At 46.0% G+C, this 18,515-nt stretch carries 17 protein-coding genes; 11 read left to right on the top strand and 6 right to left on the bottom strand.

The genetic code is table 11. From position 1 onward, the window contains the following. Positions 1–48: 48 nt before the first annotated feature. Positions 49–1,329: a sodium:proton antiporter NhaD gene (gene nhaD / locus BMX95_RS30200; RefSeq protein WP_165758912.1), complete on the top strand. Its 1,281-nt coding sequence runs from the start codon at positions 49–51 to the stop codon at positions 1,327–1,329. Here nhaD and BMX95_RS30195 read toward each other — a convergent pair. From BMX95_RS30195 to BMX95_RS30180, 4 genes are all read right to left on the bottom strand, one after another. Continuing rightward, positions 1,319–1,948 (bottom strand): DNA-3-methyladenine glycosylase family protein, encoded by a 630-nt coding sequence (locus BMX95_RS30195; protein WP_081200364.1) that lies wholly within the window; start codon positions 1,946–1,948, stop codon positions 1,319–1,321. The genes nhaD and BMX95_RS30195 overlap by 11 nt on opposite strands. A gap of 50 nt (positions 1,949–1,998) precedes the next feature. Beyond that, a complete protein-coding gene (locus BMX95_RS30190; RefSeq protein ID WP_081200362.1) occupies positions 1,999–2,763 on the bottom strand; it encodes an enoyl-CoA hydratase/isomerase family protein in 765 nt (254 codons plus the stop codon). Positions 2,764–2,888: 125 nt separating this feature from the next. Further along, on the bottom strand, positions 2,889–4,934 hold the full coding sequence (gene paaZ, locus BMX95_RS30185; RefSeq protein ID WP_081200360.1) for a phenylacetic acid degradation bifunctional protein PaaZ: 2,046 nt from the start codon (positions 4,932–4,934) through the stop codon (positions 2,889–2,891). A 58-nt stretch (positions 4,935–4,992) separates the two neighbouring features. Next, the gene (locus BMX95_RS30180) at positions 4,993–5,526 is read right to left on the bottom strand and encodes a hypothetical protein (RefSeq protein ID WP_081200358.1); all 534 of its coding nucleotides are present in this window, start codon (positions 5,524–5,526) and stop codon (positions 4,993–4,995) included. 124 nt (positions 5,527–5,650) lie between these two features. Between BMX95_RS30180 and BMX95_RS30175 the strand changes: the two genes are divergently transcribed. From BMX95_RS30175 to BMX95_RS30165, 3 genes are all read left to right on the top strand, one after another. Next, entirely contained in the window at positions 5,651–6,124 is a 474-nt protein-coding gene (locus BMX95_RS30175) for a hypothetical protein (protein WP_081200356.1), read from the top strand. Between the two features lie 22 nt (positions 6,125–6,146). Continuing rightward, a complete protein-coding gene (locus BMX95_RS30170) occupies positions 6,147–7,184 on the top strand; it encodes a S1C family serine protease (protein ID WP_242673120.1) in 1,038 nt (345 codons plus the stop codon). A 63-nt stretch (positions 7,185–7,247) separates the two neighbouring features. After that, complete coding sequence (locus BMX95_RS30165) at positions 7,248–8,957, top strand: alpha/beta hydrolase (RefSeq protein ID WP_081200355.1); 1,710 nt, start codon at positions 7,248–7,250, stop codon at positions 8,955–8,957. A 68-nt stretch (positions 8,958–9,025) separates the two neighbouring features. Here the strand turns inward: BMX95_RS30165 and BMX95_RS30160 are convergent, their stop codons facing one another. Continuing rightward, positions 9,026–9,607: an adenylate kinase gene (locus BMX95_RS30160; protein WP_081200354.1), complete on the bottom strand. Its 582-nt coding sequence runs from the start codon at positions 9,605–9,607 to the stop codon at positions 9,026–9,028. 385 nt (positions 9,608–9,992) lie between these two features. Between BMX95_RS30160 and msrB the strand changes: the two genes are divergently transcribed. The 6 genes from msrB to cysS all read left to right on the top strand — a co-directional run bounded on the left by msrB (position 9,993) and on the right by cysS (position 16,929). Continuing rightward, positions 9,993–10,475, top strand: coding sequence for a peptide-methionine (R)-S-oxide reductase MsrB (msrB, locus tag BMX95_RS30155; protein ID WP_317043925.1), 483 nt, complete (start codon positions 9,993–9,995; stop codon positions 10,473–10,475). A 438-nt stretch (positions 10,476–10,913) separates the two neighbouring features. After that, positions 10,914–12,326 (top strand): 23S rRNA (uracil(1939)-C(5))-methyltransferase RlmD, encoded by a 1,413-nt coding sequence (gene rlmD / locus BMX95_RS30150; protein WP_081200351.1) that lies wholly within the window; start codon positions 10,914–10,916, stop codon positions 12,324–12,326. Between the two features lie 66 nt (positions 12,327–12,392). After that, positions 12,393–13,088 carry a rhomboid family intramembrane serine protease gene (locus BMX95_RS30145; RefSeq protein ID WP_081200349.1) on the top strand — a complete coding sequence of 232 codons (696 nt, stop codon included), beginning with the start codon at positions 12,393–12,395 and terminating at the stop codon, positions 13,086–13,088. A gap of 108 nt (positions 13,089–13,196) precedes the next feature. Beyond that, positions 13,197–14,123 (top strand): rhomboid family intramembrane serine protease, encoded by a 927-nt coding sequence (locus tag BMX95_RS30140; RefSeq protein ID WP_081200347.1) that lies wholly within the window; start codon positions 13,197–13,199, stop codon positions 14,121–14,123. Between the two features lie 9 nt (positions 14,124–14,132). Beyond that, a complete protein-coding gene (locus BMX95_RS30135) occupies positions 14,133–15,269 on the top strand; it encodes an endonuclease/exonuclease/phosphatase family protein (RefSeq protein WP_081200345.1) in 1,137 nt (378 codons plus the stop codon). Positions 15,270–15,432: 163 nt separating this feature from the next. Next, positions 15,433–16,929: a cysteine--tRNA ligase gene (gene cysS, locus BMX95_RS30130; RefSeq protein WP_081200343.1), complete on the top strand. Its 1,497-nt coding sequence runs from the start codon at positions 15,433–15,435 to the stop codon at positions 16,927–16,929. 84 nt (positions 16,930–17,013) lie between these two features. Here cysS and mnmC2 read toward each other — a convergent pair whose 3' ends face one another. Continuing rightward, positions 17,014–17,733 (bottom strand): tRNA (5-methylaminomethyl-2-thiouridine)(34)-methyltransferase MnmC2, encoded by a 720-nt coding sequence (gene mnmC2 / locus BMX95_RS30125; protein ID WP_081200341.1) that lies wholly within the window; start codon positions 17,731–17,733, stop codon positions 17,014–17,016. A gap of 128 nt (positions 17,734–17,861) precedes the next feature. Here mnmC2 and BMX95_RS30120 point away from each other — a divergent pair, with 128 nt between their 5' ends. Beyond that, the gene (locus BMX95_RS30120) at positions 17,862–18,479 is read left to right on the top strand and encodes a DNA-3-methyladenine glycosylase family protein (protein ID WP_081200339.1); all 618 of its coding nucleotides are present in this window, start codon (positions 17,862–17,864) and stop codon (positions 18,477–18,479) included. Positions 18,480–18,515: the final 36 nt, after the last annotated feature.

Below are 18,515 nucleotides of genomic sequence, written 5' to 3'. Positions count from 1 at the left end.
TATATAATGCCTTCTGTACAGAAGGCATTTCTTTTACAAACGGGTCTAATGGTTACAGTTATATTGATCATCTTTTTGCTGGGATACATGGCCATTGCTTTGGAACATGTTATCAGGTTGAATAAAGCCGCTTCGGCCCTTATTACCGGGGTCCTGTGCTGGGTGGTGTATATGATCAATACATCCAATAAACACGTCGTAAACGAACAACTTGCCACCCACCTGGGCGATATTGCCGGCATTCTGTTCTTTTTATTGGGCGCCATGACCATTGTGGAACTTGTCGATTCTTACGATGGGTTCGAGGTGATCACCAACCGCATTAAGACTACCAAAAAAGTAAACCTCTTGTGGTTGATGGGTAGTTTGTCGTTTGTACTTTCTGCTGTGCTGGATAACCTTACTGCAACCATTGTAATGGTATCGTTGGTAAGAAAACTGATCCGCAACAAACAGGCACGATTACTTTTCTGCGGGATAATGGTAATTACATCCAATGCAGGCGGCGCCTGTTCACCCATAGGTGATGTTACCACCACCATGTTATGGATCGGCGGTCAGATCACCAGTGTAAAAATTATAGCGAATGTAATTTTGCCCAGTATTGCCTGCGCCGTAATACCCATGTTGGTACTCAGCTTTCGTATGCGGGGCGCTGTTGAAGTGGGTGGAACCGAAGAAGCAAAGACCATTAAACCGCAGACGCCGGTGCGCGAAAGGAATATTGTTTTTGTATCAGGCATCCTGATCTTATTGCTGGTACCTGTTTTTAAAACATTCACGCATCTGCCGCCGTTCATGGGCATGTTGATGGGGCTGGGAATTATGTGGGTGATCACAGAGATCCTGCATCACCGCAAGGATATGCAGGATAAACACTTTTTGTCGGTTTTACATGCCCTGCGTAAGATAGATACGCCCAGCATCCTTTTCTTTCTGGGTATTTTAATAAGCGTAGCTGCATTACAATCTGTTGGCGCGTTAATGAACATGGCCACACAGCTGAATGAACATATTGGCAATGCTACCATAATAGTTAGTATGATCGGAGTTTTGTCTTCCATCGTTGATAACGTTCCGCTGGTAGCCGCTTCAATGGGGATGTATGGCCTGGATCGATATCCCACCGATCATTTTTTCTGGCATTTTCTGGCTTATTGTGCCGGAACCGGTGGCAGCCTGTTGGTTATAGGTTCTGCAGCCGGCGTAGCTGCCATGGGTATAGAGAAGATAGAATTTTTCTGGTACATGCGGAAGATTGCCTGGCTGGCGTTGCTCGGGTATCTGGCAGGGATTGGGGTATTCCTGTTGCAGCAGGCTATAATTTAATATTCTTTGATTTTATGTAATGGTGCCACAACAAATAGGCGGCAATTCCTCTATACGGCCGCCAGGGTTCCGCCAGTAATAAGATGTCTTCCCGGGGAGTTTTTGCTGGTAATTGTTTTACTTCTTTTAACGCATTTACCATGGCCAGGTCGCCAATGGGAAATATATCGGTGCGTTGCAGGGCAAACAACAGGTACACATCAGCCGTCCAGTCGCCAATGCCTTTTACCTGTGTTAAAGTACCCCGCACAACATCGTCGTGCGAGGTAGTTAATTTATTCAGTTGAATTTTCTTTGATATAAATGCTTCGGCCAGGTGCCGGGCATATACTGTTTTTTGCCGGCTGAAATAACACGCCCGCAATTCTTCATCTGTTAACTGCAGCAGACGGGCCGGGGTAATTTGTCCTATCTTTTCTTTCAGCTTGTTAAAGGCAGCCCTTGCCGATGCCAGTGATACCTGTTGCTCCAATACAATATGTATAAGGGTGGCAAAACTGGCTGGCCGTGTCCACATGGGTGGATAGCTGTGTTGCTGTAAAATGTTTTTAAAGATAGGGTCCCGTTCAGCCAGTTCATTACAAAAGGACTGAAAGTTATCGTCGTTGAATTGTAGCATAATAACATAACCGTGCCACGACTGCTACACCGTGGCACGGTTAGGGGTATTTATTTTACTTTTGCTTTGAATTTTTCAATGGCAGAACGCGTGTGTTGACTCAATACCAGTTTGCCGCTGATAACAGCACGTTGATGTAATAAGGTGTCCCAGTGCTCAGTGCCTTTCCAGAACATTTTTTTCATTTCTGCCATTGCCATCGGATTGCTGTGCGCCAGGTTATAGGATAAACGTTGAATAGATTCATCCATATCTTCAACGGAGGCATGCAATTCAGAAAACAGCCCTTTCTTTTTAGCCCATTCTGCATTGCGCCACATGGTAGCATCGATGGCCAGGTTTTCAAAAGCAGCCGTTCCTATTTTTCTTTCAACTGCAGGCCCTACTACAAACGGACCAATGCCAACAGCCAGTTCACTTAATTTAATATCAGAGCCCTCCAGTGCAATGGCGTAATCGGCAGCCGCGGCAATACCAACACCACCACCCACACATTTGCCCTGTATACGAACTATAATAAATTGCGGGCAGTTGCGCATGGCATTGAGCACGTTTGCAAAGCCGCTAAAAAACTGGGTACCTTCTTCCTGGTTCTTAATGGCCACCAGTTCATCAAAAGAAGCGCCGGCACAAAATGCTTTTTCACCAACCGACCGCAGCACAATTACTTTGGTGTCTTCATCATTACCGGCACCATGAATGGTTTGCGCCAGTTCTTCAAGCAGTTTACCAGGCAGGGAATTACTTTGAGGATGATAAAATTCAATGGTATTTACGCCATTATGATCAATATGCGATTTTACATATCCTGACATAAAATAAGTTTATTTAGACAAAGAGATGAGGAATAGCAGTCCAATCTGCCAGATCAGCTATATAAAGTTATTAAATACTACAGTAAACAAGGACCCGCAGTTGCCTGCAAGTCCTTAATTAAATGTTATTGTGATTTTTTTGCAACCATAGTGAGAATGGTGGCAACAGCAACGGGTTCGCCGGTTTCGTCTGAAACCTCTACCTGCCATTTTACAATGCCTTTGGCTATATCGTTCTCGTCTTTTTTCTCCTGCTCAATTTTTTCTTTACAGGTAAGTTGTACGCCAATGGTGGCCCCGGCATATACAGGTTTTACAAACCGGCATTCTTCCAGTCCGTAGTTAAGCAGTACCGGTCCTTTTTTAGCATCAACAAACAACCCGGCAGCGGCACTTAAGATAAAATAGCCGTGGGCAACCGGTTTTTCAAATATGGTGCCTTGTAAGGAAGTATGATCGGTATGCGCATAAAAATGGTCCCAGCTTACATTGGCAAAGTTTACAATGTCAGCTTCGGTAACGGTTCGTTTATGGGTAATGAGCGTATCGCCGATCTGCAGTTCCTCAAAGTATTTCCTGAACGGATGTTTTTCGTCCTCACGTGTTTGTGCACCGGTTTGGTACACATTGGTGATAGCGGTAATAGCGGTAGGTGACCCCTGCAGGGCAACGCGTTGCATGTAGTGTTTAACTCCTCTGGCCCCACCCATTTCTTCACCGCCACCGGCGCGCCCGGGCCCCCCATGTACCAGCATGGGTAACGGCGAACCATGACCGGTACTTTCTTTAGCGCATTCATTATTCAGTACCAATATTCTGCCATGCCAGGCAGCGGCGCCCAATACGTAGTCGCGGGCAATTTTATTATTGGCAGTAACAATAGAACAAACCAGTGAACCTTTTCCTTTTTTGGCCAATGCAATCGCTTCCTCAGTGGTACTGTATGGCATAATGGTACTAACGGGACCAAACGCTTCTACACTGTGCACGGCTTCGCTGTCGAACGGTTTTTCGTTCATTAATAACAGCGGGCTCATAAAGGCGCCTTTTTTAGCATCGGCGTCTACTACCTGCACACTGTCGAGCGAACCATAAACGATTTGTGAAGAGGCCAGTAATTTTTGAACCTGTGCCAGTACTTCTTCGCGCTGGCTTTGTCCGGCCAGGGAACCCATACGCACTTTTTCATTTTCAGGATTGCCGATGGTTGTCTGGCTGAGCGCTTTTCCCAATGCCAGCCAAACATCTTCCATTTTATTTTGCGGAACAAAGATGCGGCGGATAGCCGTACATTTTTGTCCGGCCTTGGTGGTCATTTCACGACGAACTTCTTTTATAAAGATATCCCATTCGGGCATCTCGGGGGTTACATCGTCACCCAGCACAATGCAGTTGAGCGAATCGGCTTCCATGGTAAAAGGAACGTTTTCTGCCAGTACGCGTGGGTGTGATTTTAATTGCAAACCAGTTGATGCAGAACCGGTAAACGTTATTACGTCCTGGGCAGTTACATGGTCGAGCAGATCGCCGGCAGAACCGCATAACAGTTGCAACGATCCTTCGGGTAAAATACCAGAGGCAATTATTTCCTGTACCACCGCTTCGGTAAGGTAACTTGTAATAGTGGCTGGTTTAACAACAGCCGGTATACCAGCCAGCAGGTTCACTGCAATTTTTTCCAGCATACCCCACACCGGGAAATTGAATGCATTGATATGAACCGCCACGCCTTCTTTGGGTACCAGTATATGCTGGCCCATAAATGTGCCGCCTTTGCCAAGGGAGATGGCATCACCATCAACACAATAGGGTTCGTTAGGGAATTTGCGGCGCAATGAAGCATAGGAAAACAGGTTTCCGATGCCGCCTTCAATATCAACCCAACTGTCGGCTTTGGTAGCGCCGGTTTTATAACTGATGGAATAGAACTTGTCGAGATGATTGCGGAGATGTAACGCCAGCGCTTTTAGCATGAGGCCGCGTTCGTGAAAAGTGAGTTTACGCAAGGCAGGGTTGCCGGTTTTTCTGGCATAATCAAGGATGGCTTTGAAATCGAGACCGCGGGTAGAAGCAAAGCCAATCGTTTCGCCATTTACCGCATTGTACAATGCCTGTCCGTTCCCGTCACCGGTGATCCACCGGCCGGTTACATAGTTGCCCAGTTTTTTCATTCAAAATGTAGTTTTTGTTTTTTCCAATGGTCCCGGCTGAGCCGGAATGAATCGTTTATTATCTAATGATAATAGCGACTGCTAATGTAGCATATCCCCGGCTAATAGCATCATACTGAAAGCCGGTATAGGACAGCTGTACGTTGAGGCGGTTGGTTTTTTGAGGCAGGTTTATGCCACCGGCAACGCCATACCCTATGGTGGCCCGGGGTTTCGACATGTTGTTCAGGAGAAAATAAATGCCCCCGGTTCGCAGGGAGGCATACACATTAGAAAGGGGATAATATTTTATGCCCGCCAGCACCGGAATGGCGTAGGACTTATTTTTAGCATCTGAATAAATGGCGTTGTCGCCCGTGAAGTAATTATAAGAGGCTTCTATTTCTGCTGCGAAGTATTTGGAAACCAATTTTTCGGCGCCTACGATACCGCCAATACCAACATGATTACTTGCAAGATTTGATAATCCAAACGAAACCGTAGCGCCCAGTCTGAAAATGGGGGCCGGTTTTGGCTCCGGTTTTATTTGAGCAGTACCGGTTTGTATAAACACGATGATTGCTAACAAGGTCAGCCGCAAACAATTAGCCATTACTCTGCAGGATTAATGGTGCGAAAATAGGTAAACCCTGTTATTAAACGGATTTAAAAGCCGCCAGCGTATAAAAGGGGTTAACTTTGACCGGATTTTTTAAATATCTAAAACTAACATATTTATGTCGCGGTTTATTATAGCATTGGTAAGTTTTGGCCTGTTTGCAGTTGCCTGTAATGATGCGGCTCATGATGAACATGCCGAACACAAAAACGGATATGCCCCTGCTTTAAAGACCCGGGAAGATACCTTGTTCCATGAAGTGATGAAGGGCCACGATGCCGGCATGGCTGTACTGGGTAAACTGCGGGGAAATATAAAAGAAACTGCCAGTCAATTAGATAGCCTTAATAAACTACCCGCTAAAAAAGTGGATGCAGCCTACAAACAGGCATTGACCAGTTTACACACCGACCTCACAAATGCGGATACTGAAATGGATACCTGGATGCAGCAGTTTAAACTCGATTCAGTAGCTGATAATAAAGAGCTGCGTATTAAATACCTGGAAGGTGAAAGGAATAAAGTAACTACGGTAAAAGAACACATCTTTTCGGCCCTGCAACAGGCAGACTCTTTGTTGAAACGGCAGTAGTTCCTGGGTTTATTGTGTCAACATGGCGCAAAATGCTTCTGGTAAATATTTTGCCGGTTGTATGTCCATGCAAACGATAGATACTCCTCTTCAATTTATACAACATACCGATCATGAGCTGTTGGATGCGTATTCACAAACCATTACCGGCGTTGTAGGTAGTATAGCAGAATCAGTTGTTCACATTGAGGTCGCTAAAAAAATAGTAGACCGGCGTACGCGACAGGAGCGCGAAACGCAAGGCAGCGGTTCTGGCTTTATCATTTCTTCAGATGGATTTATTGTTACCAATCACCACGTTATTGAAGGTGCAGGCACTATAAAAGTGTCCCTGGCCGATGGGCGAAAAGTAACTGCCGAATTAAAAGGCAGCGACCGCAGCACCGATATTGCCGTTCTTAAAATTTATGAGAACAGCCTGAAAGCATTGTCATTTGCCAACAGCGACCAGCTGCATGCCGGGCAAATAGCCATTGCTATTGGTAATCCGCTGGGTTTGCAACATACCGTTACAGCGGGTGTGGTGAGCGCCCTGGGCCGTACATTGCGTGCATCGGATGGCCGGTTGATCGATGATGTTATTCAAACAGATGCGTCGCTCAATCCGGGTAATTCAGGCGGCCCGCTGGTGAATTCACTAGGGCAGGTTATTGGGGTGAACACGGCTATGATACCAACGGCCCATGGCATTTGCTTCGCGGTATCTTCGAACATAGCGGCCTATGTTAGTGGCAAGATCATTATGCAGGGAAGGGTAAAACGGGGTTATCTCGGACTGGCCGGTCAACTGGTTAACTTAACCGAACGCATGATCGCCGCCAACCGGTTGGAAAAACGCACCGGTGTGTACATTTCAGAAATAGAAGCCGATATTAACGCCTATAACAGTGAACTGCACACCGGCGATATCATAGTTGGGTTTAACGATCATTCCATTGGTTCTATTGATGACCTGCATAAACAATTGAATGAAAAAACTATTGGGCAAAGAATAAGCGTGCAGGTGTTGCGTGGTGGTCATAAGACAAATATCACCGTTATTCCGGGGGAAATGACGTAATGCCTACCGCGGGCCCCTCGCAACTCACAATATTTGTTTATCTTTTGTGATCAAATGAGTCACATGAGAAAACTATTCTGCTGTATACTTTTACTTTATACAACTGCCTGTTTTTCCCAACAAGCCATACTGGTGAGTTTTTCTTCTAAGCAAAGTGCACAACCGCTCGATGGCCGCCTGTTGTTATTATTATCAAAAAACAATGGCCAGGAACCACGGTTCCAGATAAGCGATGACGCCATTACCCAACAGGCGTTTGGGCTTGATGTGGAGAACTGGCAACCGGCTGAGTCAAAACGATTCACCGCCAAAGAATGGGGATACCCTATTCAAAGCCTGCAACAGCTGCCATCCGGTGATTACTATGTACAGGCTTTACTGCACCGTTATGAAACCTTTCATCGCAAAGACGGTCATGTGGTAAAACTGCCTATGGACAGGGGCGAAGGCCAGCAATGGAACCTGGCACCGGGCAATTTGTATTCAAAGCCGGTGAAGCTGCACATTGATGGCCGGTTGAAAAATATCATCCACCTTGATTTAACAGAAGTGATCCCGGCCATAAAAGAACCGGCCGATACGAAATATATTAAGCACATAAAGATCCAGAGTAAACTGCTCACGGAGTTCTGGGGCCGGCCCATGTATTTGGGTGCTCACATCCTGTTGCCCGAAGGCTGGGATACCCACCCGGAGGTAAGGTACCCGCTGGCTATTTTTCATGGCCATTTCCCTGGTGATTTCGGCGGTTTTCGTACCACACCACCAGACACGGCTTTACAACCCGATTATATTGCCCGGTTCAACCTGAAAGGGTATAACAAGATTGTGCAGCAGGAGAACTATAACTTCTATAAACAATGGACAGGCCCTGGTTTTCCACGGGTAATTGCCATTGAAATACAACATGCCAATCCTTATTACGATGACTCTTATGCAGTGAACAGCGAAAACCTGGGCCCCTATGGCGATGCCATTACGTATGAACTGATACCCGAAATAGAAAAACGCTTTCGGGGTATTGGTCAGGGCTGGGCGCGTTTTATGTATGGCGGCAGTACAGGAGGTTGGGAAGTGCTGGCGGCGCAGGTGTTCTACCCCGGTGAATACAATGGCTGTTATGCTGCCTGTCCGGACCCGATCGATTTCAGGGCGTATACCGTATTTAATCTGTACAAAGACAAAAACGCCTATTTCGAAGAAGGTGATTTTAAAAAAACAGCCCGGCCCGGACATCGCAATTACCTGGGTCAGGTGAGTGCTACCATACAACAAATGAATTACCGCGAGCTAACCCTGGGCACAAAGACCCGCAGCGGCCAACAATGGGATATTTGGGAGGCGGTGTTCTCGCCCGTTGGAGCCGATGGTTATCCCAAACGGATCTTCGATAAACAAACCGGGGTTATCGACAGCACTGTAGCTACTTACTGGAAAGAACATTATGACCTGTCATGGATCATGAAAAGGGACTGGCCAAAGATCGGCCAGCAGCTAACCGGAAAGGTGCATATATACTGTGGTGACATGGATAACTACTACCTGAACAATGCCGTATATTTTACCGAGGAAATGCTGAAGGCCCTGCAGGACCCCGCCTACAATGGCGAAGTGGATTATGGCGACCGGGCCGAACATTGCTGGAATGGCGATCATACCCAACCGAATTATATTTCCCGGTTGCGATATCACCAGATGTTCATTACCAAATGGGCCGAAGAAGTGAAGAAAAGAGCACCGGCAGGCGCCGATCTCAACAGCTGGCGATATTAAAAAGCAAAGGCGTCCCGATCCTGAGCGAAGGAGGAGGACGCCTTTAAAATATTTGTCTGAAAATTACTTTATGCCGGTTGACGGGCTTCAATTTGCTCGCGCAGCGATTGGAAGATCTCATCGATGCTGCCTTCGCCTTTTACTTTAGCCACTTTGTCGAACTTTGCATAGTGGTGAGCAACTGCGGCCGTTTTGTTCTCATATTCCAGCAAACGCTTGCGGATCACATTCTCATCACGGTCATCACTGCGGCTGCTGGTTTTACCTCTGTTCAACAATCGGGTTACCAGTTCTTCTTCACCAACTTCAAGGGCAAGTACCAGGGTAATTTCACTGGTTTTGCTGGTTAGTAAAACATCCAGTGCTTCTGCCTGGGCAACTGTTCTGGGGAAACCATCGAACAAAAAGCCTTTGGCGGTAGGGTTGGCATCGAGGGCGGAGCCGATCATGCCGATCACTACTTCATCGGGCACCAGTTGGCCCTTATCCATAAATGCTTTTGCTTCTAAACCCAACTGGGTTTCATTCGCAATTTCCTTACGCAACAAATCACCGGTGGAAAGGTGGATCCAACCAAATCTATCAATTAATTTCTCCGATTGAGTTCCTTTTCCGCTGCCGGGAGGTCCAAATAATATAAGATTAAACATGTTTAGTTAGTCCCTTTATGAGTCGGCAAATATAAACCAACGACAGAAATAATCTCTTTAGAATATGGGCTTTCCGATTAAAAATTATTTAATCAGAACCGGTTTTTCTTGCTGCTGGTGCTGTAAATACAAGGGTTCGCGTGATTTTATTAATATATTGGTGGGGATAACCGGCGGCACCGCTAAAACCATACCCTAAACAAAATGTTAAGCTCTTGTAAGGTGTCGGTTAACAGACATCCAAACCGCCCCCTTGCTACGTACATTTGGGAAACATAATCAAATTTTTATGAAGCGCGTTTTACAGAGCCTGACACTACTGATGCTGGCCGTGATTTTACAGCAATGCTCTTATTCTCAATCTAATACACCGAAAAAAGCAAATATGGATACATCAAAGAAGAACAACGTTTATTCCCGCACCGACTCGTCGAAGGTGAATATCAGCGATGATGAATGGAGAAAGATCCTGCCTGCCGACGTGTATGAAATTGCCCGGGAAAAGGGTACCGAAAGACCCTGGACCAGTAAGTTTGAAAATTCAAAAGAAGTGGGCACTTATTACTGCGCGGCCTGTGGCAACCCCCTGTTTAAAAGCGATACCAAATTTGAAAGCGGCTGCGGCTGGCCCAGCTTTTACCAGCCAATAAGCAAAAGCAGCATCATTTACCTGGCCGATAACTCCCATGGGATGACCCGCACCGAAGTAGAATGCGGCCGTTGTAAAGCGCATCTGGGGCACGTTTTTGACGACGGTCCACCGCCAACCGGTTTACGCTATTGCATAAATGGAGTAGTACTCGATTTTGAAAAAGCCCAGGCAGCGGAAAAAAAGTACAATGAAGGGGAACAGAAGAAGGGGGAGTAAGTTTTTAGTTTAAAGTTTTAAGTTGAAAGTTTTGAGTACTCAGTTCTCAGTTCGTAAGTTATTGGGTTATTGAGTTCTAAATTATATGTTAAACGGTTGGGGCAGCGGCGACGCTGCCCTTTGTTTTCTGCGTTTCCCCATTGCCTATTGCTTTTTTTCCCACTGCCTACTGCCTACTGCCCACTGCCTTTTATCTCTGCCCTCTGCCTTCTGCCTTTTGCCCTTTCCGCAAGATGTTTATCAAACGATAAGGGTTAATATTAAATAAAAAGCAAAAATCTGGAATGGAGCAACCTTATAGCGCAGACCGATGTTATAAAAGTAACGACTGTGGTTCTTTAACCACTGGTCTATTTTTGCTTGTAATAATAGCGTGAAGGTGGCAGCCCTGTTAATTCGGGGCTGCCTTTTTATTGGCAGTAAAGCTATCTTTGCGCCATGAATAAAAAGAAGAAGCCGGTGTTACAACAGGTTGCTGTTGAAGATTATGCGGCAGAAGGCAAAGCGCTGAGCAAAATCGACGGCAAAGTGATCTTTATTGAAGGCGCCGTACCCGGCGATGTAGTAGATGTACAACTGTCAAAAAGCAAAAAAGAATGGGGTGAAGGCAAGGCCATTCATTTCCACTCCCTGAGCCCCGACCGGGTAACCCCTTTTTGCGAACATTTTGGTGTTTGCGGCGGCTGTAAATGGCAAATGCTGCCTTATGAAAAACAATTGCAATACAAAGAGAATGAGGTAACGCAAAACCTGAAACGGATCGGTAAAGTGCAGCTGCCGCCCATTCAACCCATTATCGGATGTACCGAAACGGCGCGTTACCGCAATAAGCTGGAATTTACCTTTAGCAACCGCCGGTATTTATTACCCTCCGAAATCGCAGCGGCAAAAGAGGCTACCATCGACCAGGAAAATGCCCTCGGCTTTCACGTGCCCCGCCTGTTCGATAAAGTGATCGATATAAACACCTGTCACCTGATGGCAGAACCGGTTAACGCTATCAAGAATACGATCCGGGAATATGCAAAAGAGAACAATCTTACTTTTTATGATATCCGTTTTCACCATGGCTGGCTGCGCACCCTCATAGTTCGGGTGGCCACCACCGGCGAAGTAATGGTGAATGTTTGTTTTGGTTATGAGGATGAAAAAGAAAGGGTCCGCCTGTTCGACCACCTGCTGAAACAGGTGCCGGGTATCACTACCCTGCTGTATACCATCAATCCCAAAAAGAACGATACCATATACGACCTGGAGCCTAAAGCGTATTTTGGCAAAGGGTATATTATTGAAACGCTGGAAAAGCTGCAATTCAAGATCGGGCCCAAATCGTTCTTTCAAACCAATACCCGCCAGGCCGAACGGTTGTACCAGGTTACCCGCGACCTGGCCTGCTTAACCGGTAACGAAACTGTGTACGACCTGTATTGCGGTACCGGCAGCATTGGGTTGTTTGTAAGCGACAAAGCCAAAAAAATAATAGGGGTTGAAACGGTGCAGGAAGCTATTACCGATGCATGGGAGAACGCAGCCCTCAACCATATTGAACATGCGAAATTTTTTGCAGGCGATGTAATAGACGTTTGTACCAGTGAATTTTTTGAATTGCATGGAAAACCTGATGTGGTCATTACCGATCCACCCAGGGCCGGTATGCATGAAAAGCTGGTACGTAAAATTCTGGAAACCGAAGCCCCGCTGGTTGTTTATGTAAGCTGCAACCCGGCCACACAGGCTAGAGACCTGAATTTACTCGACGAGAAATATGAAGTGACCTATGTGCAACCTGTTGATATGTTCCCGCATACACATCATATCGAAAATGTGGCGCAGTTAAAACTCAAAGGCTAAAAATAACAATCTCACTGCCTTATTTGTAACAAAACATACCGAAATTCACGTACAAAACTTTGTAGAATGGCAGATATACGACCGAGGGGTTTTCAGTCAATTCCACCGGTAATTAAGAACCTTATTATTGCAAATGTGTTATTCTGGATTGCTGAAATAACCTTCAAGGAACCTTTTATAAACCTGCTGGCGCTTCACCACTATGAGAACCCGGATTTTAGGGGATGGCAGTTGGTGACCTATATGTTCATGCACAGCCTGGCACCTTTTCATATTCTTATGAACATGTTTGTGCTTTGGATGTTCGGTTCAACGCTTGAAGATGTATGGGGGAGCAAGCGGTTCCTTATTTTTTATTTGATCTGTGGCCTGGGCGCCGCCCTGGTTCAGCTGGGGGTATTGGCTGTAAGTATGGAAATGCTTACGAATAAATTAAACAGTGGCGCCATATCGCTGGAAGAATACAAAATGCGCGGCGGAGCTATTTACTATACTACTGTAGTGGGAGCTTCGGGCGCTATTAACGGGGTAATGGCCGGCTTTGCCTATATTTTCCCAAACACGCCCTTATTCATTTTCCCATTGCCGTTTCCGGTTAAAGCGAAATATGTGATTATCGGGTACTTCCTGCTTGACCTGTTTGGTGGTATCAATCCCAGCTATGGCGACAATGTAGCCCATTTTGCCCATGTGGGCGGTGCAATTGTTGGTCTGATTCTGGTAATAACAATGAACAGGAACAACCGGCGAACCTTTTATTGATCGATCGCCAACTTTAACTACACTTTGGCTGTTAAATTAGCGGTAAGTTAAACCGATTGAATCCCGGGGAGGATCGAATGATTTTTTAAATTCACTAAAATTTATTCCGTGCTAAGCGAAGATAGGTATAGGAAGAAAATAGGACTGGGCCAGGATGGGAACAACCTGGTTTTTCTCATTGGCGTGCTGGCCATAGTGTTCTGTATTTTCAAATTCATCTGGCTGGTGTATAAGATCGCCGAAAAGGATATGTCGGCCTTCGATCAGAATATCTTTAACTGGCTGGTAGTACCCGGTGATTTTGAAAAAATGATGACCCGCCCCTGGACGCTCCTCTCCTTCATGTTCATGCACAGCGATCCCTGGGATGTTTTGGGAAATATCCTGTGGCTTTGGGCATTCGGCTATATTTTCCAGGACCTTACCGGCAATAATAAGCTCATTCCTGTTTTCATATACGGCAGTTTTGGTGCTGCACTGTTTTTTGTAGCCTGTTACAACCTGGTTCCCAAACTGGTACCTGCAGGCCCCGCAGTTACCCTGGTAGGGGCATCGGCCGGTATTATGGCCATTGCTGTGGCCGCTACTTCGCTCGCTCCTGATTACCGCATCTTCCCCATGATAAATGGCGGGGTCCCGCTGTGGATCCTGACCGTTCTGTATTTGATCATCGATGTTTCATTGATAGCAGCCCAAAAGACCCCACCCGGTGCTTTTGCCCATATAGCCGGTGCTGCCGTTGGGTTCCTGTTTGTTTATCAAATGCGTCGTGGGCACGATTGGAGTATCTGGATGAATAACTTCTTTGACTGGTTTGGAAATTTGTTCAACCCCGACCGGAAGAACTGGAAGAAAACCGCAAAAACCGATCTGCATTACAATACCAGAGGCACCCAGCCCTATAAAAAGATTCCCAACATTACCCAGAAAAGGATTGACGAAATACTGGATAAGATCAACCAGCAAGGCTACCGTTTTCTCACCGATGAAGAAAAAGATATTCTGAAACGGGCTGCGGAAGACGAAGAATTGTAATTTTAAAATATGGCCCGGTTTGTTAGAACATTCACAAAGCGGTTGTGCATTATATTGAACGTGGTTATCGCGGGTCTTTTCCTGATAGCCTGTGCCAATGCATGGCTGCATCCCTCTAAATGGTGGTTTTTCTCCTTATTGGGGCTGGGCTTTCCGGTACTGCTGATCCTGCTTTTTTTCTTCCTCGTTTTCTGGCTCATCCTGCGTTCAAAATGGGCGATCCTGTCTGCCGTGATCCTGTTGATCGGCTTTGGAAATATCCGCGTTTTTCTGGGCATGCATTTCGCCAGTTCCGCCTTCACCCTCCAAAAGGATAAAGACGCATTGCGTATTATGACCTGGAATGTGCATTGGTTCGATGACCATAACAAAAAAATAAAAGAACATAAGGACTACCGCAAAAAGATGATTGCTTTTATAAAGGAGCAGAATGCGGACGTGCTGTGTTTTCAGGAATTTCTGGAGCTGGGCAAATCGTTTACCACCAGCAATACCAACGCCATTACACAGTTGAATTATCCCTACTATTACCGGGTTATTGATTATGGCAGAACAAGCGGACGTTTTCAGGCGGGGGTAGCCATTTTTTCACGTTTTCCCATTGTTGATACCCAGCGGGTACTGTATCCGGATCCTGCCAATTTACGTGCTGCCGAAAGCCTCATCAGTGCCGACCTGCTGGTGAATGGTAAAAAGATCAGGATCTACACCACCCACCTGCAATCGGTGCTGTTTCAGAAAAACGACTACCGGAGCATCGAGATCATAAAATCAGCAGACGACAGTATGGTAATGGCTTCCCGCTCAATAATAAAAAAGTTACGGCAGGGCTATGCCTTCCGCGGATTTCAGGCCGACCTGGTGCGCAATAAACTGGATAGCTGTCCGTACCCGGAAATAATTTGTGGCGATTTTAACGATGTGCCCAACTCATATACTTATTTTCATATAAAGGGTAACCGGCAGGATGTTTTTGTGAGAAAAGGCAAAGGCATTGGCCGCAGCTTTACCGCCGTATCGCCTACCCTGCGTATCGATTATATCCTGGCCGATAAAAAATTCGAAGTATTGCAGTACAATCGCTTCCTGGCACCCTGGTCAGATCATTACCCGGTGATCGCCGATCTGAAGCTGCAGGACGATTGAAGAAAGAGACTGGCATAAATACCCTATATTTGAAATATGATCCATGTCATAACATCTTCCTGTTGTTTCTGTTGTAACTGATTCGCCGTTCTGGCGGGATACATTTATTTTTGTATTTACCGGCTTTATTTTAACTATCATCAGACTGATTTAATGAATTTTTATGAGTGAACTGAAAGTCCTGAATTCATATACAAGACAAAAAGAAGTATTTACACCCATTACACCGGGTCATGTGGGGTTATACGTGTGCGGACCTACTGTGAGTGGCGAAAGTCATCTGGGACATGCCCGGCCGTATGTTACGTTTGATGTAATTTACCGTTACCTCATGCACCTCGGCTATAAAGTACGGTATGTACGCAATATTACCGATGCCGGTCACTTTGAAGAGGAAGGAAGAGAAGCAGAAGACAAGATTGCCAAAAAAGCCACGCTGGAAAAGCTGGAACCCATGGAACTGGTTACCAAGTATACCAACCTCTTCCATTGGGGAATGAAACAGCTGAACAATCTTGACCCAAGCATTGAACCTACCGCTACCGGCCATATAGTTGAGCAAATAGAAATGATCAAAAAGATCATGGAAGAAGGCTATGCCTACGAAATAAATGGCTCCGTATATTTTGATGTAAAAAAATATGCCGAGCATTATCCATACGGTAAACTCAGCGGCCGGGTAATGGACGACCTGCTGGAAACCACCCGCGACCTGGAAGGACAGGATGAAAAAAGAAACAAACAGGATTTCGCATTGTGGAAGTCGGCCCCGGCTGAACATATCATGCGGTGGGTGAGCCCCTGGGGTGAAGGTTTCCCCGGCTGGCACATCGAGTGCTCGGCCATGAGCACTAAATACCTGGGTGCCGAGTTCGACATTCATGGCGGTGGTATGGACCTGCAGTTCCCGCATCATGAAAGTGAAATTGCGCAAAGCACTATCTGCAATAAACATGTGCCCGCCCGTTACTGGCTGCATAATAACATGATCACCATTAACGGCCGTAAAATGGGCAAGAGCTATAACAATGTGATCAAGTTAACGGAACTGTTCAGTGGCAATCACCCCTTGCTGGAGAAAGCCTATACCGGACAAACCATTCGCTTTTTCATTTTGCAAACGCATTACCGCAGCACGCTCGATTTTAGTAACGAGGCTTTACAGGCAGCGGAAAAAGGCCTGAAGCGCTTGTGGGAAGCCTACGAGGTATTGCAGAAATTGGACGTTTCAGGGTTGAAACCAATAGCCGGCGACGCCGAACTGGATGCCAAAGTAAAAGCGCTGTTACTGGAGCTGGATGAGTTTATGAGCGACGATTTCAATACCGCCAAAGTATTAGCCAATATTTTTGAACTGGTACCGGTTATCAACTCCATAAAAGATAAACACATTGCGGCCGACGCGTTGAGTGCAGACACCATGCAATTGTTACAGAATTATTTAAAACTTTACCTGGAGGATATCCTTGGACTGAAAGGCGAAGAAGAAAATGAAGATGGAAAGCTGGATGGCGTGATAGGCCTGTTGATCGAGATCCGCAAGGAAGCCAAGGCAAGAAAAGACTACGCCACATCAGATAAAATTCGCCAGCAACTACAACAGCTGGGTATTTTGTTGAAAGATGAAAAAGATGGCGGGGTAAGCTTCTCTTTTGCTTAGAAAACAGCTGTAAGTTTTAAGCCGTAAGCCATATAATCAGGTGCGTCATATTTTACATGACGCACCTTTTCTTTTGTATTGCATTCAACTTTGACCTTGTTCGATCTCTGCCCTCTGCCTTCTGCCCTCTGCCCTTGTGGCTCTAAGCATTTCCCGCTTACCAATAGGGCCTGCTACTTTTTCAACGTGAAAACCAGCTGCCAGCATGGCCCTGCGTACATCGCCCTTGCTGCAATAGGTTACCAGTACACCACCAGGGGCCAGCATGGCCAGTAGTTTTTCAAACACTTCGGATGTCCATAATTCAGGCTGTGCGGCAGGCGCAAAGGCATCGTAATAGATCACATCGACGGGTTGACTGGGCGAATAATTTCTTAACAGGATCTTCTCCTTTTTAAAAGAAAAGAAATTCGTTATGGGGTGAAAGGTATTCCATTCGCAGGTGTGCAGGGAGTCGAATACCGGTTGCCAGAAAGATTCTTCCAGTGCGTAACAATAGTTCAGTTTTTCAACAAGGTTGAATTCCAGTGGAAAGGCCTCCACCGTTTCGTAGACCACCATACGTTGGCGGCGTCTTGCCTCCAGGGTGGTGAGCAATGCATTAAGACCGGTTCCAAACCCCATTTCAAATACTACACACTGGCTGGCGTTCTCATTCAGGCTCCACCAATGTCTGAAGCCGGCTTCAATAAATACGTGCAACGATTCCTGTACAGCACCATATACCGAATGGTAAGAAACTTCCCATTCCGGTATGGCCACTGTATGTGAACCATCTTTTGTAACAATCAAATTTCGTTGCATGGGCACAAAATTAACAGGTAAATTGCAAAGAAGCCGGTAAACAAGGCCTTGTCTTTATAACCGCCCTCTCCGCCAGCCGGCGGAAGGGTTGCGGGGCCTGCCCGGTTTTCCAGTAAACCAGTAATATCATGGAATATACCTTACACCTTGGCAAAGACAAGAAGATTAAAAAACTCATCGATCACAACGGGCTATTCACGCTGAAGAAACAAAAAAATATTTGTACTTACCTCTGTGCCTCGATAATGAGCCAGCAATTATCGACGAAAGTGGCGGATGTTATTTATCAGCGATTTTTAAACCTGTATGATGGCCAGGAACCTTCACCGGAACAGATAGTGGCCACAGCGCCTGAAACCTTGCGGGCCATTGGACTCTCCAACGCCAAAGTAAGTTATGTACAAAATGTAGCCCGCTTTGCCATAGAACATGGCATGGAACATTCCCGGCTGCATAAAATGACCGATGAAGAAGTAATTGTATACCTGACCCAGATAAAAGGCGTGGGCCGCTGGACGGTGGAAATGTTATTGATGTTTGCCCTTAAAAGAGAAGATGTATTTGCCATTGACGACCTGGGTGTTCAGAACGCTATGATCGCCTTGTACAAGCTCGATCGTACCGATAAAAAGAAATTCCGCGAAGACATGTTACGCATTTCCAAAAAATGGAGCCCCTATCGCACTTATGCCTGTATGTATCTCTGGCGCTGGAAAGACAATCCGCCACCGTTAAAGAATTTATAGATCCTTCACAAACTCACATTCATCTATCCAAAACAC

The sequence above is a fragment of the Niastella yeongjuensis genome, assembly GCF_900110245.1.
Classification (GTDB): Bacteria; Bacteroidota; Bacteroidia; order Chitinophagales; family Chitinophagaceae; genus Niastella; species Niastella yeongjuensis.
Note: the sequence above shows the minus strand (reverse complement) of the source record. Positions and strands in the feature narration are given on the sequence as shown.